The sequence below is a fragment of the Shinella curvata genome (assembly GCF_022899935.1).
In the GTDB taxonomy this organism is placed as follows: domain Bacteria; phylum Pseudomonadota; class Alphaproteobacteria; order Rhizobiales; family Rhizobiaceae; genus Shinella; species Shinella curvata.
Window position 1 is genome coordinate 285314 of record NZ_JALJCJ010000006.1, and the last position, 26461, is coordinate 311774.

General features: G+C 63.4%; 23 protein-coding genes and 1 pseudogene. 16 read left to right on the forward strand and 8 right to left on the reverse strand.

Annotated features, from left to right (window positions below; translation table 11 throughout):
- Positions 1-49: 49 nt before the first annotated feature.
- Positions 50-1774, reverse strand: coding sequence for a type VII secretion target (locus MUU55_RS29330; RefSeq protein ID WP_244762950.1), 1725 nt, complete (start codon positions 1772-1774; stop codon positions 50-52).
- A 239-nt stretch (positions 1775-2013) separates the two neighbouring features.
- Between MUU55_RS29330 and MUU55_RS22175 the strand changes: the two genes are divergently transcribed.
- The 10 genes from MUU55_RS22175 to MUU55_RS22220 all read left to right on the forward strand — a co-directional run bounded on the left by MUU55_RS22175 (position 2014) and on the right by MUU55_RS22220 (position 12401).
- Entirely contained in the window at positions 2014-2463 is a 450-nt protein-coding gene (locus tag MUU55_RS22175) for an STAS domain-containing protein (protein WP_244762951.1), read from the forward strand.
- Positions 2463-2831: a response regulator gene (locus MUU55_RS22180; RefSeq protein WP_244762952.1), complete on the forward strand. Its 369-nt coding sequence runs from the start codon at positions 2463-2465 to the stop codon at positions 2829-2831. The genes MUU55_RS22175 and MUU55_RS22180 overlap by 1 nt, the downstream gene beginning before the upstream one ends.
- The gene (locus MUU55_RS22185; protein ID WP_244762953.1) at positions 2828-4837 is read left to right on the forward strand and encodes a chemotaxis protein CheA; all 2010 of its coding nucleotides are present in this window, start codon (positions 2828-2830) and stop codon (positions 4835-4837) included. Before MUU55_RS22180 ends, MUU55_RS22185 begins: the two co-directional genes overlap by 4 nt.
- A complete protein-coding gene (locus tag MUU55_RS22190; RefSeq protein WP_244762954.1) occupies positions 4834-5352 on the forward strand; it encodes a chemotaxis protein CheW in 519 nt (172 codons plus the stop codon). Before MUU55_RS22185 ends, MUU55_RS22190 begins: the two co-directional genes overlap by 4 nt.
- A 17-nt stretch (positions 5353-5369) precedes the next feature.
- Entirely contained in the window at positions 5370-7067 is a 1698-nt protein-coding gene (locus MUU55_RS22195; protein ID WP_244762955.1) for a methyl-accepting chemotaxis protein, read from the forward strand.
- 187 nt (positions 7068-7254) lie between these two features.
- The gene (locus MUU55_RS22200) at positions 7255-9060 is read left to right on the forward strand and encodes a methyl-accepting chemotaxis protein (protein WP_244762956.1); all 1806 of its coding nucleotides are present in this window, start codon (positions 7255-7257) and stop codon (positions 9058-9060) included.
- A gap of 2 nt (positions 9061-9062) precedes the next feature.
- Entirely contained in the window at positions 9063-9557 is a 495-nt protein-coding gene (locus MUU55_RS22205; RefSeq protein ID WP_244762957.1) for a chemotaxis protein CheW, read from the forward strand.
- A 27-nt stretch (positions 9558-9584) separates the two neighbouring features.
- Positions 9585-10424, forward strand: coding sequence for a CheR family methyltransferase (locus MUU55_RS22210; RefSeq protein ID WP_244763139.1), 840 nt, complete (start codon positions 9585-9587; stop codon positions 10422-10424).
- On the forward strand, positions 10424-11512 hold the full coding sequence (locus MUU55_RS22215) for a protein-glutamate methylesterase/protein-glutamine glutaminase (RefSeq protein WP_244762958.1): 1089 nt from the start codon (positions 10424-10426) through the stop codon (positions 11510-11512). Before MUU55_RS22210 ends, MUU55_RS22215 begins: the two co-directional genes overlap by 1 nt.
- 181 nt (positions 11513-11693) lie before the next feature.
- A complete protein-coding gene (locus tag MUU55_RS22220) occupies positions 11694-12401 on the forward strand; it encodes a ParA family protein (protein WP_244762959.1) in 708 nt (235 codons plus the stop codon).
- 120 nt (positions 12402-12521) lie between these two features.
- On the opposite strand, the gene MUU55_RS22225 is transcribed toward MUU55_RS22220, so the two are convergent.
- Genes MUU55_RS22225 through MUU55_RS22245 form a run of 5 tightly spaced genes read right to left on the reverse strand, consistent with a single transcriptional unit; the run spans position 12522 to position 18060 of the window.
- Positions 12522-13499, reverse strand: a complete 978-nt coding sequence (locus tag MUU55_RS22225; RefSeq protein ID WP_244762960.1) for a phosphotransferase enzyme family protein — start codon at positions 13497-13499, stop codon at positions 12522-12524.
- A gap of 4 nt (positions 13500-13503) precedes the next feature.
- On the reverse strand, positions 13504-14787 hold the full coding sequence (locus tag MUU55_RS22230) for an aspartate aminotransferase family protein (protein WP_244762961.1): 1284 nt from the start codon (positions 14785-14787) through the stop codon (positions 13504-13506).
- Between the two features lies 1 nt (position 14788).
- The gene (locus MUU55_RS22235) at positions 14789-16147 is read right to left on the reverse strand and encodes an aspartate aminotransferase family protein (RefSeq protein WP_244762962.1); all 1359 of its coding nucleotides are present in this window, start codon (positions 16145-16147) and stop codon (positions 14789-14791) included.
- A 12-nt stretch (positions 16148-16159) separates the two neighbouring features.
- On the reverse strand, positions 16160-16804 hold the full coding sequence (locus MUU55_RS22240; protein WP_244762963.1) for an HAD family hydrolase: 645 nt from the start codon (positions 16802-16804) through the stop codon (positions 16160-16162).
- Positions 16801-18060, reverse strand: coding sequence for a Tm-1-like ATP-binding domain-containing protein (locus tag MUU55_RS22245; protein ID WP_244763140.1), 1260 nt, complete (start codon positions 18058-18060; stop codon positions 16801-16803). Before MUU55_RS22245 ends, MUU55_RS22240 begins: the two co-directional genes overlap by 4 nt.
- A 295-nt stretch (positions 18061-18355) precedes the next feature.
- Between MUU55_RS22245 and hpaD the strand changes: the two genes are divergently transcribed.
- On the forward strand, positions 18356-19207 hold the full coding sequence (gene hpaD / locus MUU55_RS22250; protein ID WP_244762964.1) for a 3,4-dihydroxyphenylacetate 2,3-dioxygenase: 852 nt from the start codon (positions 18356-18358) through the stop codon (positions 19205-19207).
- A 197-nt stretch (positions 19208-19404) separates the two neighbouring features.
- On the forward strand, positions 19405-20811 hold the full coding sequence (locus tag MUU55_RS22255; RefSeq protein WP_244762965.1) for a pyridoxal phosphate-dependent decarboxylase family protein: 1407 nt from the start codon (positions 19405-19407) through the stop codon (positions 20809-20811).
- Positions 20812-20901: 90 nt separating this feature from the next.
- Here the strand turns inward: MUU55_RS22255 and hpaR are convergent, their stop codons facing one another.
- Positions 20902-21402 carry a homoprotocatechuate degradation operon regulator HpaR gene (hpaR, locus tag MUU55_RS22260; RefSeq protein ID WP_425314215.1) on the reverse strand — a complete coding sequence of 167 codons (501 nt, stop codon included), beginning with the start codon at positions 21400-21402 and terminating at the stop codon, positions 20902-20904.
- 130 nt (positions 21403-21532) lie between these two features.
- Between hpaR and MUU55_RS22265 the strand changes: the two genes are divergently transcribed.
- Together MUU55_RS22265 and MUU55_RS22270 are read left to right on the forward strand one after the other, a co-directional pair.
- Positions 21533-22225, forward strand: coding sequence for a fumarylacetoacetate hydrolase family protein (locus MUU55_RS22265; RefSeq protein ID WP_244762966.1), 693 nt, complete (start codon positions 21533-21535; stop codon positions 22223-22225).
- A 14-nt stretch (positions 22226-22239) separates the two neighbouring features.
- Positions 22240-22659, forward strand: a pseudogene (locus tag MUU55_RS22270) (helix-turn-helix domain-containing protein); the annotation flags it as partial.
- A 44-nt stretch (positions 22660-22703) separates the two neighbouring features.
- Here MUU55_RS22270 and MUU55_RS22275 read toward each other — a convergent pair.
- Positions 22704-23609: an AraC family transcriptional regulator gene (locus MUU55_RS22275; protein ID WP_244762967.1), complete on the reverse strand. Its 906-nt coding sequence runs from the start codon at positions 23607-23609 to the stop codon at positions 22704-22706.
- A gap of 127 nt (positions 23610-23736) precedes the next feature.
- On the opposite strand from MUU55_RS22275, the gene melA reads away from it, so the two are divergent.
- On the forward strand, positions 23737-25089 hold the full coding sequence (melA, locus tag MUU55_RS22280) for an alpha-glucosidase/alpha-galactosidase (RefSeq protein WP_244762968.1): 1353 nt from the start codon (positions 23737-23739) through the stop codon (positions 25087-25089).
- A 235-nt stretch (positions 25090-25324) separates the two neighbouring features.
- Complete coding sequence (locus MUU55_RS22285; protein ID WP_244762969.1) at positions 25325-26371, forward strand: LacI family DNA-binding transcriptional regulator; 1047 nt, start codon at positions 25325-25327, stop codon at positions 26369-26371.
- Positions 26372-26461 lie beyond the last annotated feature (90 nt).

The window sequence follows — 26461 nt, forward strand, 5'->3', positions numbered from 1 at the left end:
ACCCGGAAACGCGAGGGGTCTTGCAAGCGCTCTCCCCACTCGACGGCGGTCAGAACAGCGCGTCGTCGAAGAGATCGTCGTCACTCATGGCGGCAGATTGCGCGGCCGGCATCTCGGCCATCCCGCCGAAGACGCGCATATGGATCTCGCGTTCTGAGGCCATGGTATAGACACGGGCAATACGGTTGCCGACATCGGACATCGCCTCTTCGAGGCCGGCCGTGTCGAGCATCTCATGATCGATGAGGGTACCGGCACTGGCCGCGCAGTCGGCAAGGACGTCGCCGAGTTCGGCGTTGAAGTCGAGGCCGGCAATGGTCCTTCCGGCCTTGGCGGAGACGTCGGCGCCGCAATCGCGCAGCGCCGCCATATCCTCCTCCATGCGGTCGCCCGCGCGGCGGATATGCCCGAGCACCTCTTCGAGATGGGCGTCGAGCGAGTCACCGGCCGTATTGCCCGTCTCACCAAGCTTGCCGGCATCGCCTTCCAGAGAGCGCAATGCGGTGAGAATGCGTTCGGCCGTCTCGTCCAGCTGGGCGGAGAAGGTGCGCAGTTCCGCAGTCACTACATTGATCGCCCGTCCTTCTTCCCCCAGCTTGCTGCAACGCAGGTTGGTGTTGAGAGCCATGTAGTGGATGTCGGTGCGAACCAGCTGGATTGTCTTCACGCCCTTCAGCAACTCCTGCACGGTCTCCACCGTGCTCGAACCCAGCGCATTCGCCTTGCCGGCCGCCTCCTCGATCTCGCGCACGACGGCGCGCGCCGCATCGATATCGGCCTCCAGCGTGCGCATGGCGCGGTCGGCCGAGAGGCCGTCTGTCGAATCCATGTCGCCGTAGAGCGCCATCAGTCCATCGATATCAGCCCCAAAACTGCGGATCGTACCGACGACGGTCTTGCATTCGCGGCCGAAGTCGCTGGCGATCTCGACAAGCTGGTCGCGCACGAGATGCCGCACGAGCGTGGTGAGGCGCCCGGCCTCTTCTTCGGTCAGCGTGGCGGTCGCGAGATACTCTTCCAGAAACGTGAAGGCCGACTGGCAATGTTCGATGCGCTGGCGCGTGATATCGCCGATCTGCATCGAGGAGAGCGTGGTTGCGACCTTCGTCTGCACCAGGCGCGCAGAACTGCCGACCTTGCCGGCGAGCTGTGAAAGATGCCTGCGTTGGGCGGTGAGTTCCCGCGCATTGCGCGAGAGATTGCCGGCGATGTCGGGCACGCTGCGGCGGAAGCGCTCCAGTGCTTCACCGCCCCCCGCCGAAGCCGCGTCGATCACGCTGCCAAGCGTGCCGATCTTCGCACCGAGCGCATTGACTTCGCGCGTGCCGAACTGGATACGCTCGAGGATCTCCTCCGCGAAGCCGGAAAAATCCGGAATGGCGGCGCCGGTGATCTTGGCCGTCGTCGCAAAGGTGCGCAGATAGCGCAACGTCTCCTGCATGTCCGCGATACAGGTGCCGAGCGACTTTTCCGTCACCGCGACGCTGGCGAGGCGCTGCTGGCGCATATCCTCTATGGCAGGCAGGGCCGTCAGCCGATCGACCGTCGCGACCAGTCGGCCGATCGTCGTCTCGGCGGTCTCGTCGTCGAGAGAGCGTGACAGGTTCTCCAGCGATGCAACCAGACGGTTCAGGACGTCGAGTACCGCGAGCAGCACCACCCCGCCATCGAGGAAGCGCTGTTCGATACGCGAACGAGCCCCTTCGAGACGCGAAACGAGCTCCCCCTCGGCCGTCTGCCGCTCAACGCGGACTGCGTTCGCTGTTCCTGACACGCTATACCCCACTTTCAAGAAACCCTGATCGAACCGTAGGGGGAACAATGTAACGCGCAGTAAATTCGCATTTCCTGATGTAGTAAATTACCCAATCCTGGAGGCTTCGTTGAGCACCACCCGTGGATGTATGCATCCCTAGAATTAGGGATTTATAAATAATATCACTAATGCCTAATTCTCATATAAATGTAGTTATATCATATAGATAATAGAATATCCTACCGTTAGGGAAGCTGATGCATTCTGGCATTGCCAACCACCAATGGATGAATTTAGCAACCGTGGTTTACCGTTCATTAAGCCTGCCGGGGAATTCTGGCGCGGGGAATATTCCCCAGAAAACGTTTATCGGGATCCACATGTCCTCCACCATGTCCGGTGACGCGTCGTTAACCTTACCAACTGCGCTTACCATCAGAAATATATCAGCCGTTCGAGAACTTATCCTGGACAGTCTCAACAACAAATCGACGACAATACTTGACATCGACGGGGACGCGCAGGTCGATCTCAGCTTCGTCCAACTCGTGACGGCGGCGCGCAAGCAGGCGGAAGCACAGGCGGCCCGGCTTGTACTTGCCCGCCCCGCGGCAGGAGACCTTTACGACGTGCTGAAGCGTGGCGGATTTCTCGATGAGATGACGCCGGACGCCGCACATTTCTGGTTGCATCAGGAGAAAAATTGATGACCGCGAAAATCTTGACCGTGGACGATTCCGCCAGCATCCGGCTGACGACACGCGTCACCCTGAGCAATGCCGGCTACACCGTGACCGAGGCGGTCGACGGGCTCGACGGCCTGAGCAAGCTTCAGGCGGGTGAATACGATCTCGTGATCACCGACCTGAACATGCCGAATATGGACGGCCTGACGATGATCCGCGAGCTGCGCAAGCTGCCCGCACATACCGGCGTGCCGGTCATCTTCCTCACCACCGAATCCGACGGCGAGATCAAGGCACAGGCCAAGGCCGCCGGCGCCACGGGCTGGCTCACCAAGCCGTTCGATCCCGAAAGCCTCGTCAAGATCGCCAGGAAGGTTCTCGGCAAATGAGCAATCCGGACCCGATCTCAGTTTTCCGGACAGAAGCGGCCGAACTGCTGGAACAGATCGAGTCCGGCCTTCTCGACCTGACGCGTAGCCTCGACGACCGCGACCAGATCGATGCCGTCTTCCGCGGCCTGCACACGCTGAAAGGCTCCGGCGCGATGTTCGGCTTCGAGGCGCTGGCCGCCTTCACGCACCATTGCGAAACCGCCTTCGACCGCGTGCGCAAGGGCGACGTGCCGGCGACGCACGAACTGGTCTCGGCGGTCTTGTCCGCGCAGGACCATATGCGCGCCCTGCTCGAAACGCCCAACGGCGACCACGACGCGATGAGCGCCAGCCTGCTCGACAACCTGCACCGCGCCGTCAACGGCGCGGGCTCGCCCGCCCCGGCCGCCAGCCTTGCCGCGACGAGCGCGCCTGCCGTCGAAACGGCCGTCGGTATGCGCGAATGGCGCATCCGCTTCAGCCTGCCGGCCAATGCCATGGCGAACGGCACCAATCCGCTCGGCCTGCTCGATGAGATGCGCGACCTCGGCGAATGCAGGATCATCGCCGACACCACTGATGTTCCCGATCTCGCCACGCTCGAGCCGCGCGACATCCATCTCGCCTGGGACGTCAGCCTCAAGACGGAAAAGCCGCGCAGCGATATCGAGGATGTCTTCATCTTCGTCATGGACGACATGGCGCTCGACATCACGGAGATCACCGCCGAGCACCCGGCAGCCCTTCCCGTCGCCACCGCACCGGCAGCCACCATGCCGAAGGCCGTGGTGGTTTCGGAACGCGAAGCCCCCGCTATTCAGGCCGCCAACGATTCCAAGCAGGCGAAATCCGCCGAAAACGTCCGCGTGCCCGCCGAACGTCTCGACGAGATGATGGACCGCGTCGGCGAGCTGGTCATCGCGCAATCCCGCCTCACCCAGCTTGCGGGCGCCGCGGCCGATCTCGGTCTTCGCTCCGTCTCCGAGGAAATCGAGCGCCTGTCCGGCGAACTGCGCGACACGATGATGGTGCTGCGCATGATGCCGGTCGCCAGCCTCTTCAGCCGCTTCCGCCGCCTCGTGCATGACCTGTCGCGCGAGACCGGCAAGGAAATCGAACTCATCACCGAGGGCGAAAGCACCGAGGTCGACAAGACAGTCATCGATCGTCTCGCCGATCCGCTCGTCCATCTCGTGCGCAATTCCATCGACCATGGGCTGGAAAAACCCGAGGAACGCATTGCCGCCGGCAAGGATCCCAAGGGCAAGGTCATTCTCTCCGCGCACCAGACGGGCGGCGAGGTCATCATCACTATCAAGGACGACGGTCGCGGCATCAACCGTGATCGCGTGCGCGCCAAGGCGGAATCCTCCGGCCTCATCCAGCCGGGCCAGACGCTGTCCGATCCGGAACTGTTGCAGCTCATCTTCCAGCCGGGTTTCTCGACCGCCCAGGCCGTCACCAATCTCTCCGGCCGCGGTGTCGGCATGGATGTGGTGAAGAAGACCGTCGAAGCCCTGCGCGGTGCCATCGACATCGTCAGCAAGCCCGGCGACGGCTCCGAAGTGTCGCTACGCATTCCGCTGACGCTCGCCATCATCGACGGCCTGCTCGTACGTGTCGGCGGCGGCTGCTACGTCATCCCGCTTTCGGCTGTCGAGGAATGCCTGGAACTGTCGCTCGAAGACGACCTGCGCTCGCGGGGGCGCTCCTTCATCTCGCTGCGCGACAGCCTCGTGCCGTTCCTGCGGCTGCGTGAACTCTTCCGCACCGGCACCCAGCCGGACCAGCACCAGAAGGTCGTCGTCATCTCGACCGGCTCCGAGCGCGTCGGCCTCGTCGTCGACCAGATCATCGGCGACCACCAGACAGTCATCAAATCCATGTCCAAGCTGCACCATGACGTCGCGACCTTCTCGGGCGCAACCATTCTGGGAGACGGCAGCGTCGCGCTGATCCTCGACGTCACCCATCTCGTCGCGGCCGGACAGCACCAGGAGGCGCAGATGCGGGCGGCAGGATGAGCGAAGCGGCACGGAAACTCGACTACGGCACCATCTGGGGCAATGAGGAGGACCTGTCCGTCCTCACCTTCAACCTCAATGGCGAGACCTTCGCCATCGAGGCGATCGTCGTGCAGGAAATCCTCGATCTCTTGCCGGAAACCCATGTTCCCGGCAGCAAGCCCTTCGTTTCCAGCGTCATCAACTTCCGCGGCAAGGTAATCCCGCTTGCCGATATCCGCCTTGCCTTCGGCATGGACGCTACGGAAACCACCATCGACAGCCGCATCATCGTCATCGAGCTCGATCTCGACGACGAGCCGACCCTCGTCGGCATCCGCACCGACAAGGTCAACGAAGTCACGACCCTTGCCAAGGTCGCCAGTGAGCCGCCGCCGAGCGTCGGCATGCGCTGGCGCGCCGACTACATCAACTGCCTCGTCAAACGGGGTGGCGAATTCATCATCGTCCCGAACCTGCATGCGATCTTCTCTTCCCGGAAGGATCGCGCCGGCACCACCCAAGCGCCGAACTAGGCCCTCAGGAGAGACCCATGCGCCTCACCATCAAACTCAAGCTGTTCCTGGCCTTCAGCTTCATGATCGCCGTGCTTCTCGGCACCGCCGGTTATGGCATCATGAGCCTCGGCGGCCTCAACACGACACTCGGCGACGTGCTGAACGGCCCGGCCGAGCGCCTGAAGCTCGCCCAATCGCTGAACAGCCTCCAGCTCCAGCAGATCCGGCAGCAGAAGAACATGCTGCTCTCTGCAAATGCCACCGAGACCAACCGCTACATCGGCCTGAGCGACGAGGCGCGCAAGGCGTTCGATGCGACGTTCGAAGAGGTCCTCGCCAAGGCGACCGAACAGGGCAAGGTGATGTGGAGCAAGCTCTCCTCCTTCACCACAGACTTCCGCCGCGACGACGACCGCATCCGCGCGCTGGCGCTGGCCGGCGACATGGCCGGGGCAACCCGCATTTCGACCACCGACGCCCGCGCGGTGACCAACGAGATCGATACGCTGCTCGCCGACGTCGTCAAGCTTGAAGAGGGCCGCCTCGGCGAAGCGGAAGAAAACGCTCAGGCGCAGTACGAAAGCACCCGGACGATCATGGTGGCCGCCGCCGCGCTTGCGGTCCTGGTTGCCGCCATGGCCGCCCTCTGGATCGTCCTGTCGATCAACCGTGGCCTCAACCGTGCAGCGACCGCGGTACAGGGCGTGGCGGACGGCGACCTCACCCGTTTTGCGGAGATCACCACGAAGGACGAGATCGGCGACATGCTCGGGCACGTCAACACGATGATCGAGCGCCTGCGCGGCGTGGTCGCCGACGCTCTGTCGGCCTCCGACAACGTCTCCTCGGGCAGCCAGGAGCTGTCGGCCAGCTCCGAGCAGCTTTCGCAAGGCGCCACCGAGCAGGCATCTTCGGCCGAAGAAGCTTCCGCCTCGATGGAAGAGATGGCCGCCAACATCAAGCAGAACGCCGACAACGCTGCCCAGACCGAGAAGATCGCCCGCCAGTCCGCCAAGGATGCCGAAGCCTCCGGCGAGGCCGTCGGCCGGGCCGTCGGTGCCATGCGCACCATCGCGGAGAAGATTTCCATCGTTCAGGAGATCGCCCGCCAGACCGACCTGCTCGCCCTGAACGCCGCCGTCGAAGCGGCCCGCGCCGGTGAACACGGCAAAGGTTTTGCCGTCGTCGCCTCGGAGGTGCGCAAACTCGCCGAGCGCAGCCAGGCTGCGGCCGCCGAGATCAGCACGCTGTCGGGCCAGACGGTCTCCGTCGCCACCGAAGCCGGCGACATGCTGACCCGTCTGGTGCCCGACATCCGCAAGACCGCCGAACTGATCTCGGAAATCTCGGCGGCCTGCCGTGAGCAGGATATTGGTGCATCCCAGATCAACGAGGCGATCCAGCAGCTCGACAAAGTGACCCAGCAGAATGCCGGGGCATCGGAAGAGATGTCGGGAACCTCGGAGGAACTGGCAGCCCAGGCCGAAGAGCTGCAGGCTTCGATTGCCTTCTTCCGCGTCGACAATGCCGGCCGCAAGCAAACGAACCACGCCGAGAAGCTGCGGGCGACAGCCGCGAAGATGGCTGCCCCTGCCGCCAAGCGTCCGGCCGCCAGCACCGGCCATCGCGCTGCCCCGACAACCGCCAAGGTTACCCGCGGCAATGGCTTTGCCCTCGACATGTCGATGGGCGGCCCGGACTCGGACGACGCGGACTTCCGCGAAAGCGCCTGAACGCATTCGACGATGACGGCGCGCCGCCAGCGGCGCGCCGTGCAAACGGATCCGGCGCATGTAGGCGGCGGTAGAAAGGGCTGCATCGACAGTCCGCGGAAGGGTGAGTGTATCGGTCTTCTCGCATGGCAGCGCCGCAATCGCGGCCGCTCCGCCCAACAGGCATCTGCGACAAGGAGAATCCGTGATGCGCCTTACCATCAAGCTGAAGCTGGGCCTCGCCTTCGGCTTCCTGATCACCCTGCTTTGCGTTTCGGCCGGCATCGGCATCCGCAGCCTCAGCGAAATGAACACGCTGCGCAACGATCTCATCGAAGGCCCGATCCAGCAGGACGACTACGCCAACGATCTTGCGGGCGCCTTCGACGGGCTCGGCCTGGCGGAAGGCGACCTGCTGATGGCTACCACGCCCGAGCGCGCAAACAGGGCCAAGGCCACGATCACCGCCGAACGAGAAGCGTTTGAAAAGGCGCTGAACGAAGGCCAAGCCGATGCAACCGGCGAGTTCACGGCCAAGTGGCAGGAAATCCGCGACTTCTGGGACGACTACACGGCAATCAACGACCGCATCATCTCGCTCGTCGCCTCCGGTCAGCGCGACCTCGCCCTTGAAGTCAACCAGACGGAAGGCGGCGCGGCCGCAGACAAGCTCGATGGGATGACGGCGGCGCTTTCGACGCTGACCGAAGCGGCCATCAAGGAGTCCGATACGGTCGCCGACGCAGGCTACGAGATTGCTTTTTACACGCTCGTCGGCCTCGCGCTCGCCGCCTTCCTGCTTTCCACCGGCGCGGCCCTGTGGATTGCGCTCGGCATCAACGCCGGCCTGCGCAAGATCAGGACGGTCGCGGAAGCTGTCGCCGTCGGTGATCTCGACCAGACTGTCGAGATCAGAACGAATGACGAGATCAAGGATCTGGTCGATACGATCAATGTCATGACCGGCAACCTGCGCAACACCGCGACCATCGCCGATCAGATCGCCAATGGCGACCTCACGGTGACGCCGAAGCCGCTTTCCGAAAAGGATACGCTCGGCGTGTCCTTGCAAAGCATGGTGGAGCGCCTGCGCGGCGTGGTCGCCGACGCGCTGTCGGCAGCCAACAACGTCTCGTCGGGCAGCCAGGAGCTGTCGGCCAGTTCCGAGCAGCTCTCGCAGGGCGCGACCGAGCAAGCATCCTCGGCCGAAGAAGCTTCCGCATCGATGGAGGAAATGGCCGCCAACATCAAGCAGAACGCCGACAACGCCGCCCAGACCGAGAAGATCGCCCGCCAGTCCGCCAAGGATGCCGAAGCCTCCGGCGAGGCCGTCGGCCGGGCCGTCGGCGCCATGCGCACCATCGCGGAGAAGATTTCCATCGTTCAGGAAATCGCCCGCCAGACCGACCTGCTTGCACTCAATGCCGCCGTCGAAGCGGCACGTGCCGGTGAACACGGCAAGGGCTTTGCCGTCGTCGCCTCGGAGGTGCGCAAGCTCGCCGAGCGCAGCCAGGCTGCTGCCGCCGAGATCAGCACGCTCTCGGGCCAGACGGTCTCCGTCGCCACCGAAGCCGGCGACATGCTGACCCGTCTGGTGCCCGACATCCGCAAGACCGCCGAACTGATCTCGGAAATCTCGGCAGCCTGCCGCGAGCAGGATATTGGTGCATCCCAGATCAACGAGGCGATCCAGCAGCTCGACAAGGTGACCCAGCAGAATGCCGGGGCATCCGAAGAGATGTCGGGAACCTCGGAGGAGCTGGCAGCCCAGGCAGAAGAGCTGCAGACCTCCATTGCCTTCTTCCGTGTCGATCGCGCTTCCAGCGCCGCACCGTCGGCCCAGCGCCGTCCGGCACCCGTTGCCGCACGTCCCGCAACCAAGCCCGCCGCTGCACCGGTTCGCAAGAACGACAACAGCGTCAACGCCCAGCAGGCTCGCGCCCGCGGTTTTGCCCTCGACATGTCGATGGGCGGCCCGGATGCCGACGACGCTGACTTCCGGGAAAGCGCCTGATCATGGCCGGCACGTCCTCCGAATCCCAGTACGTCACCTTCTCCCTCGACAACGAGGTCTTTGCGGTCCCCGTCTCGGTGGTCCGCGAAATCCTCGACCATGAGGATGCCTTCAGGATCCCGCATGGGCCGGATTATCTGCTCGGTCTCAGGGACGTGCGCGGCCAGGGCGTGCCGGTCATCGATCTGCGTCTTCGTCTCGGCATGACGAAGACGGAGAAGACGCCGCACACGCGGGCTTTGGTGCTCGATGTGCCCATCGGCGAGAAGACCCTGACGCTCGGCCTTGTCGCCGATCGTGTCTACGAGGTCATTCCCTTCCGAAACGAAGAGATCGAGGGCGCACCTGATATCGGCGTGCGCTGGCCCTCCGACTACATCGCCGGCGTGGTGCGCCGCAACGGCGGTTTCGTCGTCATCGTCGACCTCGCCCGCCTCTTTTCGGGTGCGGAGGTCGCGATGATGGGATCGGCAAACCGGCTCGCCGCCACAGCATAACTCAGGAGAACGGGCGTGGGAGCAGCAATGCGGGCGCAGGCGGGCGAAGACGGCTTGAGCAGCCGGAATTTCGAAGCCCTGTCGCGCTACATCTACGACTACAGCGGCATCAAGATGCCGATCACGAAGCTAACGATGTTGGAAGGCCGCCTGCGGCGACGCCTCAGGGCGACCGGCATCCCCAATTTCAATGCCTATTGCGACTATCTCTTCAAACATGGCGGCATCGAGAAGGAAGCGATCTTCCTGATCGACGCCGTGACGACCAACAAGACGGACTTCTTCCGCGAGCCGAAACATTTCGAGTTCATGGAGCGCACGGGCCTGCCGGAACTCGCCGCCGCCGGGCACAAGCGGCTGCGCCTGTGGAGTGCCGCCTGCTCCATCGGCGCCGAGCCTTATACGATGGCCATGGTGCTGCAGGATTTCGCCGACAGCACGCCGGGTATCGACTACCGCATTCTCGCAACCGACCTTTCGACCGACGTGCTGCAGGCCGCTCGCCGCGGTGTCTATCCACGCGACATGATTCACCCCGTGTCGACCGACATGCAACGCCGCTATGTGATGGTTTCGCGCGATGCCGCCCGCGGTGAAGTGCGAATTCACCCGAGCCTGCGCGCGACCGTCGGCTTTGCCCGCCTGAACCTCATGGACAGCGCCTACAAGGTGGGCGAGCCGATGCACATGATCTTCTGCCGCAACGTGCTGATCTATTTCGACAAGCCGACACAGGCCAAGGTGCTGTCACGGCTTTGCGACTGCCTCATCCCCGGCGGCTATCTCTATGTGGGTCATTCCGAAACGGTCACCGGCATTTCCCTGCCGGTGCGCCAGGTCGCCAACACGGTTTTCAAGAAGATCTGATGCCCCTTCCCGGCCGCAAAATCCGCGTTCTCATCATCGACGATTCCGCAAGCGTGCGCCAGGCGCTGACCCATGTGCTGGAAGAGGACCCCGAGATCGAGGTAATGGGGGCGGCCTCCGACCCCTTCATGGCGGCCAAGAAGATCCAGGAAGAACTGCCCGACGTGATTACGCTCGACGTGGAAATGCCACGCATGGACGGCATCACCTTCCTGCGCAAGATCATGTCGCAGCGACCGATTCCCGTCGTCATGTGCTCCTCGCTGACCGAGGAAGGCTCCGAGACGCTGATGCAGGCGCTGGAGGCGGGCGCTGTCGATATCATTCTGAAGCCGAAGATCGGTGCGGCCGACCATCTCGCCGAGTCCGGCACGCGCATTCGAGAGGCGGTCAAGGGGGCGGCCGTCGCCCGCCTCGGCACGAACCGCCGCAGCACCGCCGCAAGCGGCCCGACGGCAAAGCTCACCGCCGATGCCGTGCTGCCCCCGCCGACCGGCCGTGCCATGGCCAAGACGACGGAAATGGTCGCCTGCATCGGCGCTTCGACCGGCGGCACGGAGGCGCTGCGCGTTCTCCTGGAGCAGCTGCCGGCCAATTCGCCCGGTATCGTCATCGTCCAGCACATGCCGGAAAAATTCACCGCCGCCTTCGCCAAGCGACTGAACAGCCTGTGCGAGGTTGAGGTCAAGGAAGCGGCGCATGGCGACCCGGTGCTGCGCGGTCATGTGCTGATCGCTCCCGGCGACCGCCACATGATGCTGGAGCGACAGGGTGCACGCTACCATGTCGCCGTGCGCGAAGGGCCGCTTGTTTCCCGCCACCGGCCGTCCGTCGACGTGCTCTTCCGCTCCGCAGCCCGCGCTGCTGGCGCCAACGCCATGGGCGTCATCATGACCGGCATGGGGGACGACGGTGCGCGCGGCATGGCCGAAATGCACCAGGCCGGCGCCTATACGGTGGCGCAGGACGAGGCGAGTTCCATCGTCTTCGGCATGCCGAAGGAGGCCATCGCGCATGGCGGCGTCGACAGGATCCTGCCACTCGACCAGCTCGCCCGCGAAATCCTTGCCGCGGACCGACGTCGCTAAGGTTGGAAGTACGCTATCTCTCTGTTTTCATGCGATTCCACGCGAAAAATGATCCTGCGCTTTTGGTCCGAATTTTTCGGATTTTCACCGGCCGTTAACCATAATTGGCAACAGTGAAGAGACACCATGCAGGGTGTTTGTTCGAGCGATGACTGGCTCACGAACCGATCCGGAGAGGCCCATGCCCGTCATCACCTTCGCCAACACCAAGGGCGGCGCCGGCAAGACGACCGCGGTGCTTTTGCTTGCAACCGAGCTTGCCCGTCTCGGCTTTCGCGTCTCGGTGCTCGATGCGGACCCGCAGCACTGGATCACCCGCTGGTACGAGAATTCCGAGGGCGCGCTCGGCAGACGCCTGAATGTCGTTCCCTATGTCACGATGAGCACGATCGACCGGCAGCTCGCCGAGGAAAAGGCCCGCGCCGATTTCGTGCTGATCGACCTGCCGGGTTCGCGCAGTTCCCTGCTCGCCAAGGCGGTCGGCCATGCCGACTATGTGTTGATCCCCGTACAGGGCTCGGCCATGGATGCCCAGGGCGGCGCCAATGTCATCGAGCTCCTGCAATATCTGGAGGACAAGGCCGATATCCGCATCCGCCATTCCGTCGTGCTCACCCGCGTCAATTCCATGGTGACGACCCGCGCGATGAATGCCGTAAAGGACCTGCTCGCCGCCCGTCGCGTGCATCTCCTGGAGACCCCGATCATCGAACGCTCCGCCTTCCGCGACATCTTCGGCTGCGGCGGCACGCTCTATTCGATGGATGCCAAGCGCGTCAGCAATCTCGACAAGGCGCAGGAAAATGCCCGCGTGCTGGCGCTTGAGGTGCTGCAACAGGTTCCCAGAAGTGTTCCCGCGGCGGTTCCCGGCCTGAGGGATGTCGCATAACGCTACGTCGGATTTTTCGCTCCGGAAAAGCCGCACCGATTTCGCAAAACAGATTGCCTGACGCAAGGCGGCTGAGGCCGGCGCCACGGAAGGTTGCGAAATCAACGTTTCCGGCCGTTTTCAGACCTCCATATCAGCCGCAAGAGAGCGCACATCGGCGACGTAGCGTTTCAGGCGAGCGGCGTTGTCGGCAAGGTCCGGTCGGGCCGCCGCCCAGCCGATATAGGTGAGCCCGCGCAGGAGCAGGAAAAGCGGCAAATGCGTGAAATCCGCCTCAGCTTGCGGCCGGATGGCAGCATAGCCTTCAAGCAGTGCCTCCCGCAGTGCCGGATAGGATGGTTCGCGCCGGTTGCGCAGCAGCGCCGTCGCCAGATCGAACAGGCGAAAGCCGAAGCCGCAATCGTCGAAATCGATGAAGGCGACGGCGCCTTTGCGCACGAAGATGTTTTCGCGCACGATATCGGCATGGATCAGGCCGTAGTCGAGAGCGGGAGCGATGGCTGCGAGACGTGCGATCAGCGTTGCGCGCAGGGCCGTCAGATAGGTTCGATCCTCGTCAGACAGCACCGCGCAATCCCAGAACCGCCCCCAGAACGGTGTTTCTCCGAGCAGACCGTCGGCATCCCAGGCCGGGCGCTCGAAGCCCACCGGTTGGCGGAAGGCATCGGCCGCACCATGCAGTAGCGCGAGTTCCCGGCCGATGGAGCGGAAGATCGCCTGGAGATCGCGGCCTTCCTGTACCAGGGGAACACCGGTTTCACCCAACGGTTCGCCATCGATCCAACCGATGAGGTCGGCGTAATAGGGTCCGTCTCCGAAGGCGACGAGCAGGGCGCCGTTCGCAGCCGGGATCGGCTGCGGTACAGCGAGGCCCCGGTCGCGCAGGTTCGCCATGAAGGCGAGCTCCGAGGCAAGCGCCGCCTGGGAATGGTAGGCCGGGCGATGCAGACGAAGGGCCGCCGGATCGCCCCAGGCGAGCCTCACCTTGAAGACCGCGTTTTCGCGGTATTTGATCAGTTCCGGCACCTGCTCCGGCAGATCCCAATGGGCAAGAGCGGCGATCGCCCGTTGCGTCAGCATCTCCTCCATGCCGCTCATCGGTTCAGAGCCCGCCCAGCACGTCGTCGAGTGTCGACAGCATCAGGTCGGCATTGTCCTTCGAGAAGGGCATGGGCGGGCGGATCTTCGTAGCATTCTGGTGAATGCCGAGCTTGCCCATCAGCACGCCGCGCTCGCGCATGCCGTTGATGACACGGGTGGCTATATCGGAGGCCGGCGTCTTCTCCGCCCGGTCGAGCACCAGCTCGGCGCCGAAAAACAGGCCGGAGCCGCGCACATTTCCGATCAGCGCATGCTTTTCCGCGAGATTTTGCAGGCCCTGTCGCGCATAGGCACCGACGTCGAGCGCATTGGCCTGAAGCTTCTCGTCTTCCAGCACATCGAGAACGGCCAAGGCCGCCGCGCAGGAAACCGGGTTGCCGCCGAAGGTGTTGAAATAGCGAAACGCCTTACGGAAGGCATTCAAGGTCTCGGAATTCGCAACGACCCCGCCGACCGGATGGCCATTACCCATCGGCTTACCGAGCGTGACGACATCGGGAGCGATGCCTGCCTTCTGATGGCCCCACATATGGGTGCCGGTGCGGCCGAAACCGGGCTGCACCTCGTCGCAGATGACGAGGCCGCCGGCCCTGCGCACCGCCGCCACGGCTGGCACAAGGAAGTTTTCGGGCAGGTCGGGAAAGCCTTCATTGGCAAAGAACGGATCGATGATCAGCGCGGAAAAGCCGAAGGGGCTCTCCTGCAGGGAGGCGATGGCCTCCTCCACCTTCGCCGCCCAGGCCGCTGCGAACGCAGCCCCGCCCTCGCCGCCGAGCGGACGATAGGCATCGGGCGCCGGCACGTGGCGGACATGGCCACCGTAACCGCCGACCGGCGGCATACGCGTTGAAAGCTGCGACACCGCGGTCGTGTTGCCGTGATAGGTGAAGTCGGTGGCGATGACGCCCGTCTTGCCGGTCACGGCCTGCGCCATGCGCAGCGCGACATCGTTCGCCTCGCTGCCGGTGCAGGTGAGGATCGCGGTATCGAGGCTCTCGTCGAAGGTCGCGGTCAGGCGCTCGACATAGTCGAGAATGCCCTCGTGCAGGTAGCGGGTATGGGTGTTCAGCGTCGAGGCCTGCCGGCAGATCGCCTCCACCACGCGCGGATGACAATGGCCGACATGCGGCACGTTGTTGTAGCAGTCGAGATACTTTTTCCCGTCCGCATCCCACAGCCAGACACCCTCGCCCTTCACCAGATGGACCGGATCCTCGTAGAAGAGCGACATGTTGCGGCCGAGCAGTTTTTCGCGCCGCGCGCGCAGAGCTTCCTCGCCCGCCATCTTATTTGCCTTCCGCAGCACTAAGGCCTTCGTCCAGCGCCGAGACGATCTTCTGGACGTCAGCGGCGGTGATGATGAGCGGCGGCGAGATGATGACGTTGGACCCCGAGGTGCGAACCATGACACCGGCCTCATAGGCCGTGTCATAGACCTTCTGCACCACGTCCTTGGCCGCGCCGCTCTTCTTGGCGCGATCCGAAACGAGCTCCAGCGCCGCCATCAGGCCGCGGCCTCTGATGTCACCGACCAGTTCATGCTTTGCCTTCAGGCCTTCGAGGCCGGCCATCAGCTCGACGCCGCGGGCGGCGGCGTTGGCGGCCGTGTTGACCCTGGCGGTTTCCTTCAGCGTCGCAAGAGCGGCGGCGGCACCGACCGGGTGGCCGGAATAGGTATAGCCGTGGCCGATAGCGCCAAACGAGTCCTTGTTGCTTTCGAAGGCGGTGGCGACCTTGTCGGAAATCATCACGGCGCCGAAGGGGAAGTAGCCGTTGGTGATAGCCTTGGCGGTCGTCATCATGTCGGGCTTGACGCCCCACCCGCGCGAGCCGGTCCAGGCGCCGGTGCGGCCGAAGGCGGTGATGACCTCGTCGGCGATCAGCAGAATGCCGTGCTTGTCGCAGATGGCGCGCATCAGCGGCATGAAGGTCTCGTGCGGCACGATAACGCCGCCGGCACCCAGAACCGGCTCCATGATAAAGGCGGCGATGGTATCGGCGCCCTGGAAAGCCACCTCATCCTCAAACTGGCGGGCAATCGCCTGCGCGATTTCGGCCGGATCGGTCGTGTTGAAGGGATTGCGGTAGGGGAAGGGTGCGGCAAGGTGGAAGACGCCGGGCAGCAGCGGCTCGTAGTTGCGGCGGAAATTGGCGTTGCCGTTGACCGAGGCGCCGCCGAAATGCGTGCCGTGATAGCCCTTCTTCAGCGCGACGAATTTCGTGCGCTCCGGCTGGCCGTTGATCTTGTGGTACTGGCGGGCGAGCCTGAGCGCCGTCTCCACCGAATCCGAACCACCCGAGGTGAAGAAGGACCGCGTCAGCCCGTCTTCCTTGAAGAACTCGGCAAGCTCATAAGACAGTTCGATCAGTGGCGAATTGGTCGTGCCGCGGAAGGTGGAATAGTAGGGCAGCGCGTCGAGCTGGTCGCGGATCGCCTGCTTCACCGGCTCGCAGGAATAGCCGAGATTGACGTTCCACAGGCCGCCGACGGCATCCAACACCGTCTTGCCGTGGATATCCACCACCTCGACGCCCGCGCCGCCATTGATGATGCGCGGCGGCTTGGCCTGCATTTCGGCAGGGTGCGCCATCGGGTGCCAGAGATGGCGGGCGTTGTTTTCGATCAGGAAATTGGAATCGCGCATGGGGATATCCTTTCAGAGTCCAAGCATTGTCAGCGCCTGCGCATAGGATTGCGCGGGCTGGAGCACGTCGAAATGCACATAGGGGAGGTTCACGGCGGCCGCACCCTCGATGTTCTTCAACTGGTCATCGACGAACACGCAGTCGGCGCGGTCGATGCCGACCTCGGCGATCACCTGTTCATAGGCCCGCGGATCGGGCTTCAGGATCTTCGTATAGGTGGCGTCGACAATGACGTCGAAAAGCTCGATCAGCGGGAAGCGCTTGCGAAACTCGACGCCATAGAACAGGTCCAGTTCGTTGGAGAGGATGGCAAGCTTCAACCCGGCCTCCTTCGCCTTCAGGATCGCGTCGCGCGCTTCAGGACGCAGCACCAGTTCGGCATCCGCGCCGCGGGCGCGCTGAACGAAGGTCTTCATATCCGCCCAGTCTTCACCGAGCATCGCGCCAACCTCACGGGTGCGGGTCATCCAGTAGTCGCGCTCGGTGATCTCACGTGCCTGCATCGACACCCAGAGCGGGTCGGTCGAGGGATCGAACGGACCACGCCAGGTCAGGGTGCCGGCAGGCAGGCCAAGCGCGCGTTCGGTGATGTCATGCGTCTCGAACAGAGTGCGGGTGACCACGCCACCGAAATCGAGGATCAATGCCTTGGTCATGATGCGTTCCGGCCTTTTACGATGATGCCCTCTGCGACCCAGCGGTCGAAGACTTCCAAAGCCTTCACCGCAAAATCCGGGGCGTTAATATGCGCATCCACTTCCTCGAAGGTGACGCTTGCCGGCATGGCCTTGCGCATAGCGTCGAGGAAGGCTTCGAGGGCGGCGGGCTCGTGCAGCGGCTCACCCTCCTGGTCCCATTCCTGAATGCCTTGCATTGGCAGGAGGAAGGCGACCGGGGCCACGGCGCCGGCCATCTTGCCGGCAACCACGCGGGCGACATCGCGGCGCTGCTCCGGCGAGACGGTGACGGAAGCGATCAGCCGGTTGTGAGCATGGAACGGACGACCGGCGAAGCGCGCTGGCGTGTCCTGCCAGGCGGGCATGTCCACCATATCGACCGCACCGGGCGCGACGATCTGCGGGATACCGGCGCGGCCGGCATTTTCCAGGCGGTCGGGACCTGACGTGACGACGGAGCCGTTTTCCGCATTGGTGACTTCCTGGATGCAGAAATCGAAGACGGCGGCAAAGCCCCGGTCCGCGGCCACGGCCTCATAGGCGCGGCCACCCATGCCGGTTGAGTGGAAGACAGCGACGTCATAACCGCGCTTTTCCAGCTCGGGCTTCAGGAATTTCATATATTTGAGGCAGGAGGACCCAAGCGAGGTCATGCCGATCAGCGGGCGCGCGCGGTCCGGCCGTTCGGCCGCCTTCGCCGCGCCGACGACCGCACCGCAGGCCTGCGACAGCACCGCCCGGCAGATCGGGTTCAGCCCGTAGAGCCCGCCGGCCCACAGGATCATCATCAGGTCGGGCGCGATGCGCTCCGGCGGCAGGAGATGGGAATAGGCGATGGTGGAGACGATGAATTTCGGCACGCCGAGCGGCAGCACGGCGGCGACATCAAGCGCGAGATCCGTGCCGAGCGAACCGCCGAGCGCGATCATGCCGTCGACCTCGCCGGCCTCCGAAAGCTCGCGCACCAGCGCGGCAGCGCCCTTCGCCATCAGGGACATGGCAGTGTTTTCGTCGCCGCTGTCGATGATATTCTGAATGCTCGTGCCCGCGGCCCTGGCGATATCATGCTTGGAATGACCGGGCACATAGGGCGGCTCGCCGAGCACGCTGACATCGACCATGACGGGAACGCCGCCGGCCGTGCCGATAATCTCGGCCATGAACAGCAATTCCTCGCTCTTGGTGTCGCCGGTACCGATCACCACAATCTTCGGCGGACGGGCGCTCAGGCTCATCAACCATTCCTCCTTGTTGCTGGCAGGCCATGCCGGGACATCCATTCGGTTCTCCCGGCATCAAGCCCACTCCGCCTGCCCACCCCTCCGGCGGCACAGACAGATTACTTAACATGCGAATTAATCTGGCAAGAAACGAAACGCATTGCAAGTCTATATTTGAAGCATTGGTTCACTTATTGAACCGAAACGCCCAGCCGCTTGATACTTAACGTGTTTAGTATTTGATCTGAATCAACGTGCGCATCTCCACCCCGGCTATCCTTTTCCCACACGGCCAACGGAGGAGAAAGCCATGGGTACCCTGTCGCTCGCAGCCAAGATCACGCATGTTCCATCCATGTTCATTTCCGAAATGCCAGGCCCCAACCACGGTTGCCGGCAGGCGGCGATCAACGGGCTGAAGGAGATCGGCCGGCGCTGCGATGCGGCGGACGTCGATACGATCGTCGTCTTCGACACGCACTGGCTGGTCAACACGGCCTATCACATCAATGCCCGCGACCGGTACAAGGGCGTCTATACCAGCAACGAGTTCCCCCATTTCATTCAGGACCTCGCCTACGACTATCGCGGCGCGCCCGAGCTCGGCGACGACATCGCCCGGCGCGTCACCGCCGACGGCATCCGCATGATGGCGCATCATGTCGATACGCTGGAACTGGAATATGGCACGCTGGTGCCGATGCGCTACATCAATGCCGACGGCCGCTTCCGGGTGCTGTCGATTGCCGCCTGGTGCCCATGGCACGAGATGGAGGAGAGCTTTCGCATCGGCCGCGCGGTGTGCGAGGCAATTGAGGCCAGCAAGTGCAACGCCGCCATCCTCGCCAGCGGCTCGCTCTCGCACCGCATCCACGACAACAACGCGGCCCTGGCCGGCATCCACACCATCTCGGACGAATTCTACAGGCAGGTGGACCTGCGTGTGCTCGAGCTCTGGCAGAGCGGCCGCAACGCGGATTTCGTGAAGATGCTGCCGCTCTATTCCAGGCTCTGCCACGGCGAGGGCTTCATGCACGACACCGCCATGCTTTTCGGCGCGCTCGGCGGCGACCACTATGCCGGCCGCGCCGAAATCCTGACGGATTATTTCACCTCGTCCGGCACGGGCCAGGTGAACGCCGTTTTTCCGCTCGCGGCCTGACGGCGCGCGACGCATCGCGACTGGCCTGCGGAAACACAGGCCAGTCGAAGTCTGCCGCGGATATCTTGCACTGTCCCCTCCCCTTGACATCCACGCTATATTTTTAACATGTTAATTAATAATCCCTCGACGAAGATCTGGGGCATTGCAATTGCGCATCCAACCGCCGAGAAAGGCAACCGGACAGGGAGTGAGACATGGACAGCGAAGAATTCCGTCAGTGGTCGCGAACGGTGGCCGATTGGGGTGCCGATTATCGTGCCGGCCTGCGTGAGCGGCCGGTCCGCGCGCAGACCAAGCCGGGCGACATCATCCGGCAGATCGCCGATGCCGCGCCTGAGGCCGGCGAGGCGATGGAGGCGATCTTCGCCGATTTCGAGCGCATCATTCCCGATGGCCTCACCCATTGGCAGCACCCGCGCTTCTTCGCCTATTTCCCGGCCAATGCAGCGCCGGTCTCGGTGATCGCCGATTACCTCGTCACCTCGGTCGCCGCCCAGTGCATGCTGTGGCAGACCTCCCCCGCCGCCACCGAACTGGAAACCCGCGTCGTCGACTGGCTGCGCCAGGCGATGGGCCTGCCGGACGGTTTTTCCGGCGTCATCCAGGATTCCGCCTCCACCGCAACGCTCGCCGCCGTCCTCGTGATGCGCGAAAAGGCGCTCGGCTGGAAGGGCAACAGCGAGGGGCTCGCCGCGCACAAGGCGGTGCGTGTCTACGCTTCCAAGCAGGTGCATACCTCCATCGACCGGGCGATCTGGATTGCCGGCATCGGCGAGGCGAACCTCGTGCGCATCCCGACCAAGGGGCCGCTCAACGGCATGGATCCGGAAGCGCTCGACGCCGCCATCAAGGCCGATCTGGCCGCCGGGCATATCCCGGCCGGCGTCATCGCCTGCACCGGCGGCACGTCGATCGGCGCCTGCGACCCGATCCGCGATGTCGCGGCCGTCGTCAAGGCGCATGGCATTTACCTGCATGTCGATGCCGCCTGGGCGGGTTCGGCAATGATCTGCCCGGAATTCCGCATGCTCTGGGACGGCGTCGAGGAGGCCGATTCGATCGTCTTCAACCCGCACAAATGGCTCGGCGCCAATTTCGACTGCTCGGTGCAGTTCATCAAGAGCCCCGAGGATCAGGTGCGCACGCTTGCCATCCAGCCGGAATATCTCAAGACCCACGGCCATGACGGCATCATCAACTATTCCGAATGGTCCGTGCCGCTCGGCCGCCGGTTCCGCGCGCTGAAACTGTGGTTCCTCATGCGCTATCACGGGCTGGAAGGCCTGCGCACGATGATCCGCAACCATGTCGCCTGGTCGGAGGAACTGGCGGAGCGCTTGTCGAAGGAGCCGGATTTCGAGATCGTCAGCGCGCCGGTCCTGTCGCTGTTCTCCTTCCGCCACACGGGCGGCGCGGATGCCGACCAGCACAATATCGCGCTCACCAATGCCATCAACGACGACGGCCGCATCTATCTGACGCAGACGCGTGTGGACGGCCGCATCGCCATCCGCTTCCAGGCCGGCCAGTTCGAGATGACGCGCGACGACGCGGACACGGCTTTCACCGTGATTACCGAAATCGCCCGCGCAATGAAATGAAACGATAGACTCTGTCAGGTTCATTTGTTTTCGTTTGTCTTTTCGGGAAAACCGGTTCCCACTTTTCCCTGACAAACTCTAGCGGCGGGGTTATTCCTCGCTGCCCGCCTTGCCCTCGAGCTTGAGGGCCGCCAACTCCTCAAGCATGTCGAGCAGCTGCTCGACCCGCTCGCCGCCGAAGCGCGCATCGAGATCCGCATAGACGCGGCGCGAATCCGGCATCACCTCGTCGATGACCGCCTGCCCCGCCGGCTCGAGCCTGAGCAGCACGCGGCGGCCGTCGGCCTTGTCCTTGTGGCGGCTGATGAAACCGCGCTCCTCCAGCGAGCGCAGCATGCGCGTCAAGCTCGGCGCCAGGATGAAGGCCTTCTCTGCCACTTCCGTCGCATCGAGCAGGCCGGCATCCGACAGCGTGCGCAGCACGCGCCATTGCTGCTCGGTCACGTCGTGATCGGCGAGAATCGGCCGGAAATGGCTCATGACGGCTTCCCGTGCCTTGAGAAGGCCGATTGCCAGCGACCGCCGGCGTTCGCGCCGCGGCTTGTCCGTCGTGTTGGGGGTCGTCATGTCCACTGAGGCATCCTTCGTCATTCTGCCTCTATCCGCGATTTTTAGAGTTCGCGCAATCGCAAGCCAGTATAGGGCAAGACGAACGGGTCGATTGCCGCCGGGCGCCATGCTACCGTCCGCTGCAAATCAGCGTCTCGAAAGTGCAGCCGTCATGACCCAAGCCTATGTTTTTGCCCCCGCCCCGGTCCCCGCCCTGCCGGTCGAAGGCAGCACAGAACTCTTTCCGGTGCACCGCATCTATTGCGTCGGCCGCAACTTTGCCGACCATGCGATCGAGATGGGGCACGACCCGGACAAGGAGCCACCGTTCTTTTTCCAGAAAAACCCAGACACACTGGTATCTCCATCCGAAGGCTTCCCCTATCCGCCCGCCAGCAAGGATGTGCACCACGAGGTCGAACTGGTTGTGGCCCTGAAGGACGGCGGCAGCGATATTCCGGTCGAAAATGCTCTCGACTGTGTCTTCGGCTATGCCATCGGCCTCGACATGACGCGCCGCGACCTGCAGGCGGAAGCCAAGAAACACGGCCGCCCCTGGGAGATCGCAAAAGCCTTCGAAAAGTCCGCACCCTGCGGTCCGCTCCATGCGGCAAGCGATATCGGCCACCCGGCGAGGGGCGCCATCCGGCTGTCCGTCAACGGGGTATCGCGCCAGAGCGGCAATCTCGACCAGATGATCTGGAAAGTGCCGGAGATGATCGCCTATCTCTCCCGCTTCTTCGCGCTGCAACCGGGCGACCTCATTTTCTCCGGCACGCCGGCCGGCGTCGGTGCCGTTGAAAAGGGCGATGTGATGAAGGCCGAAATCGCCGGCCTCGGCGAGATCGCCGTCACGGTCCTCTGACGACGGGCGCGGCCGTGAAGCCGACCTTCCGCACCATTGCGGACCGTGCCGGCGTCGGCACGGCAACGGTCGAGCGCGTGCTGAACGGACGTGGCGGCGTGCGGCCGGAACTGGTGGAAAAGGTCATCGCCGCCGCGCGCGCACTCGATTACCCAAAACGTTTGCCGGAGGTTCACAACGGCATCCGGCGCATCGACGTCCTGCTGGTGCGCCCGGAAACCACCTTTTTCGCGCGCCTCGCCCAGGCCTTCGCCCGCATTGCCGCATCCCTCGACCCTTCCATCGCGCTCCACCGAACCTTTCTCGACGAGCATGATCCGGCCGCGATCGCCCGCCATATCGCCGATCCCGGAACGCGGCGTGCGGGCCTTGTCGTTGCAATGCCCGATCTGCCGGCGATCCGCGCCGCGCTGCAGCGTGCGACCGCGACAGGCACGCGTCGAGGATGGCGTGGTGCTGATCGACCTGCCTGCCTGACCTAGTCCGCCTCCTCCGGCCCGACCGGCAGGCTGGCATACATCCCGGTCGTGCGGAACTCCGTGGGACTTGCGCCGAAATGCCGACGAAAAACCTTGGCGAAGTAGTTGGCATTGTCAAAACCGCAAAGGGCGGAGACTTCCTTGATGGATACGGCATGCGTCTCCGTCAGAAGCTTCGTTGCCCGGGCAAGCCTTCGGGCCAGAACGAATTCCGCCGGCGGCATGCCCTCCGCTCTCAGGAAGGCGCGGGAGAAATGCGAGCGGCTGAGGCCCGACAGGCGGGACAGTTCCTCGACCGGGATCGGCCGGCCGAGATGCCGTTCGACATGCTCGATGACATGCCGCATCGCGCCGTCCTCCGGACCATCCTGCGAATGCGCACCGAAGACGTCGTCGTAGAGCGCCATCGCCGCTTCATAGGCCACAGCCGAAGCACGGCCGGGTGTCTCGCCCTCGCCGTCGGCCAGACGCAGGCTGCACGCAGCGATCTGTTCGATCGTTGCCGGCTTCAGCCGCAGGACGGGACCGGCCGCGGCAAGCGCCGCCCTGTGCAAACGCAGCGCCTCCTCACCGTTCATCGACAACCAGAAAAAAGCCCAGCGCCCTCCCTCCTCCAGCCAGTAGCGGTGATTGTGCGGCACGGTGAGAAGCAGTGTGTCCCCGGGTTTAAGGCGGTAGACGCGGTTTTCGTAGCGAAGGTTTCCAGCCCCTTCCAGCGTATGCTGCAGCACCGTGAACGGCGTCTGGCCGCGCCTGCGGCCATCCCAATCATAGCTCGGCTGCGTGCGGATCTCGTAGCCCGTGCTGGTCGGCATGGTGTGCAGGCGCTGGCGCCCGTGCGGCAGCGAGATGGTTTTCATGAACGGTCCGCAAGCACTGAACCGCTCCAGCACAGAATTACCCATGAAAGCACAATCCCTCTCTATACGCGCCGGTATGGGCAAAATAATGCTTGGTGCACCCCGTCGGCAAGCCGATTGGCGACACGCGCGATTTTACCCTCATCTTCCCGCACAGAGAACGAAGACACCCATGCAGCACCCCAGGATCACCTTCATCGGCGCCGGTTCCACGGTCTTCATGAAGAACATCATCGGCGATGCTCTGCAAAGGCCGGCACTGGCCAATGCAACGATTGCCCTGATGGATATCGATCGGGAACGGCTTGCCGAAAGCGAGATCGTTGCACGAAAACTCGCTGCGACACTCGGCAGCAAGGCTGTGATCGAAACGCACACGGACCAGCGCAGGGCGCTTGAAGGGGCCGACTTCGTCGTCGTCGCCTTCCAGATCGGCGGCTACGAGCCTTGCACCGTCACGGATTTCGAAGTGCCGAAGAAATATGGCCTGCGGCAGACCATCGCCGATACGCTTGGCGTCGGCGGCATCATGCGCGGCCTTCGCACCGTGCCGCATCTCTGGAAAATCTGCGCGGATATGCTTGAGGTCTGCCCGCGCGCGATCCTGCTGCAATATGTCAACCCGATGGCCATCAACACCTGGGCGATCGCCGAGAAATACCCAGCGATCCGCCAGGTGGGCCTCTGCCATTCCGTGCAGGGCACCGCCTACGAACTGGCGCGCGATCTCGACATCCCAGTAAGCGAAATCCGCTACCGAGCCGCCGGCATCAACCACATGGCATTCTATCTCGCCTTCGAGCACCGGCAACCCGACGGCAGCTACCGCGATCTCTACCCGGACCTTCTCGCCGGCTATCGCGACGGCCGCATCCCCAAACCCAGCCACTGGAACCCGCGCTGCCCGAACAAGGTGCGCTACGAGATGCTGACGCGGCTCGGCTACTTCGTCACCGAAAGCTCCGAGCATTTTGCCGAATACACACCCTATTTCATCAAGGAAGGCCGCGACGACCTGATCGAGAAATTCGGGATCCCGCTCGATGAATATCCCAAGCGCTGCATCGAGCAGGTGGAGCGATGGAAGAGCGAGGCGGCGACCTACAAGGCGGCCGAGACGATCGAGGTGAAGGCGAGCCACGAATACGCCTCCTCCATCATGAACTCAGTCTGGACGGGCGAACCCTCGGTCATCTACGGCAATGTGCGCAACAACGGCTGCATCACCTCGCTGCCGGACAACTGCGCCGTGGAAGTGCCCTGTCTCGTCGATGCCTCCGGCATACAGCCGACGCATATCGGCGCGCTGCCACCGCAACTGACGGCACTGATGCGCACCAACATCAACGTACAGGAGTTGACCGTGGCTGCACTGATGACGGAAAACCGCGACCACCTCTACCACGCCGCCATGCTGGATCCGCACACCGCCGCCGAACTCGACCTTGACCAGATCTGGGCCCTGATGGACGATCTCCTGATCGCCCATCACGCGTGGATCCCCGAATGGGCGCGTATCGGGTAGGACGGTTTTTTACCGGGCATTTTACTTCGAACGGCCACTTGGCCATTCCTGAGACGATCCCCAGACCCCGCTTGAGAAGATTTTACCACTTGGCTATACCGGCAACATACGGCATTCACGCCGTAATCGCCGTTCGGGCGGGGTTTGCGCGCGTCACGCTGAAGTAAAAATTTACTGAAAGCGATTTCGATTTTCCCAAATCCGTGTCACATTGCGGCGGGCAAGGAATGTCGGAATGGTGACGATCAAGGAAATCGCCAAGGCCGTTGGGGTCTCCTCCGCGACGGTCTCTCGCGTTTTGAACTACGACCCGGCTTTGTCGATCTCGCCCGTCAAGCGGCAGGCGATCATCGAGACGGCCGAGGCGCTCAATTACGAGACGCCGCGCAACCGCAACAAGGCGAGCGGCCCCGTCGCGCCGAGCCTGCTCACCAAACTCGTCATCGTGCATTTCCTGGAGCCGTCTGACGAGATCTCCGACCCCTACTATGTCGGCGTGCGCCTCGGCATTGAAACGCGCTGCCGTGATCTCAAGACGGAGATCGTGAAGGTCTTCCATTCCGATGACCTGCCGGAGGCTTCGCTGCTCGAAAGCGCCGCCGGGGTCATCGTTATCGGCAAACATTCCGATCATGAAATCGCCTGGCTGCGGCAGCATGCCCGCCACGTCGTCTTCGCCGATTTCGACCCCAAGAGCGACCACCTCGACAGCGTCTTCTCCGATGTCGGACTTGCCACACAAAAGATCCTGGATTCCCTGAAATCCAGCGGCTACAAGCGCGTCGGCTTCATCGGTAGCCATGAGAGCCTGAACGGTAGCGTCCAGCATTTCGCAGAAAAACGCTGCGTCGCCTTCATCGAATGGCAGAAGAGGAACGGCACCTTCGATCCGGACCTTCTGGTGCTCGCCGACTGTTCCAATGGCCAGAGCCTGCGGCTCGACACGGGCTACCGCCTCGCCCGGGATCTTCTTGCGCTGGCGGAACGACCCGACGTCATTGTCACCTCGAACGACAACATGGCGATCGGCGCCTACCGGGCGCTGCAGGAAGCTGGCCTCTCGATCCCCAAGGACATAGCCGTCATCTCCTTCAACGACATCCCCGTCGCGCAATTCCTCACTCCGCCACTCACCACCGTGCGCATTCACGGCGAGCATATCGGCGAGACGGCGGTCGATCTTCTCTTGGAGCGCCTTTCCGGGCGAAGCTACGGCAAGCAGGTGCGCATCGCCACCGAACTGATCTGGCGCGACAGTTGCCGCAAGCCATTGGATTTGTAGTACTTTTAAAACACCTTCGCAGACGCAATAAATATTTACTAAATTTTCCTTGCGCGTTTCCTGAAATTCGGTAAATCTTCCCTCCGACGG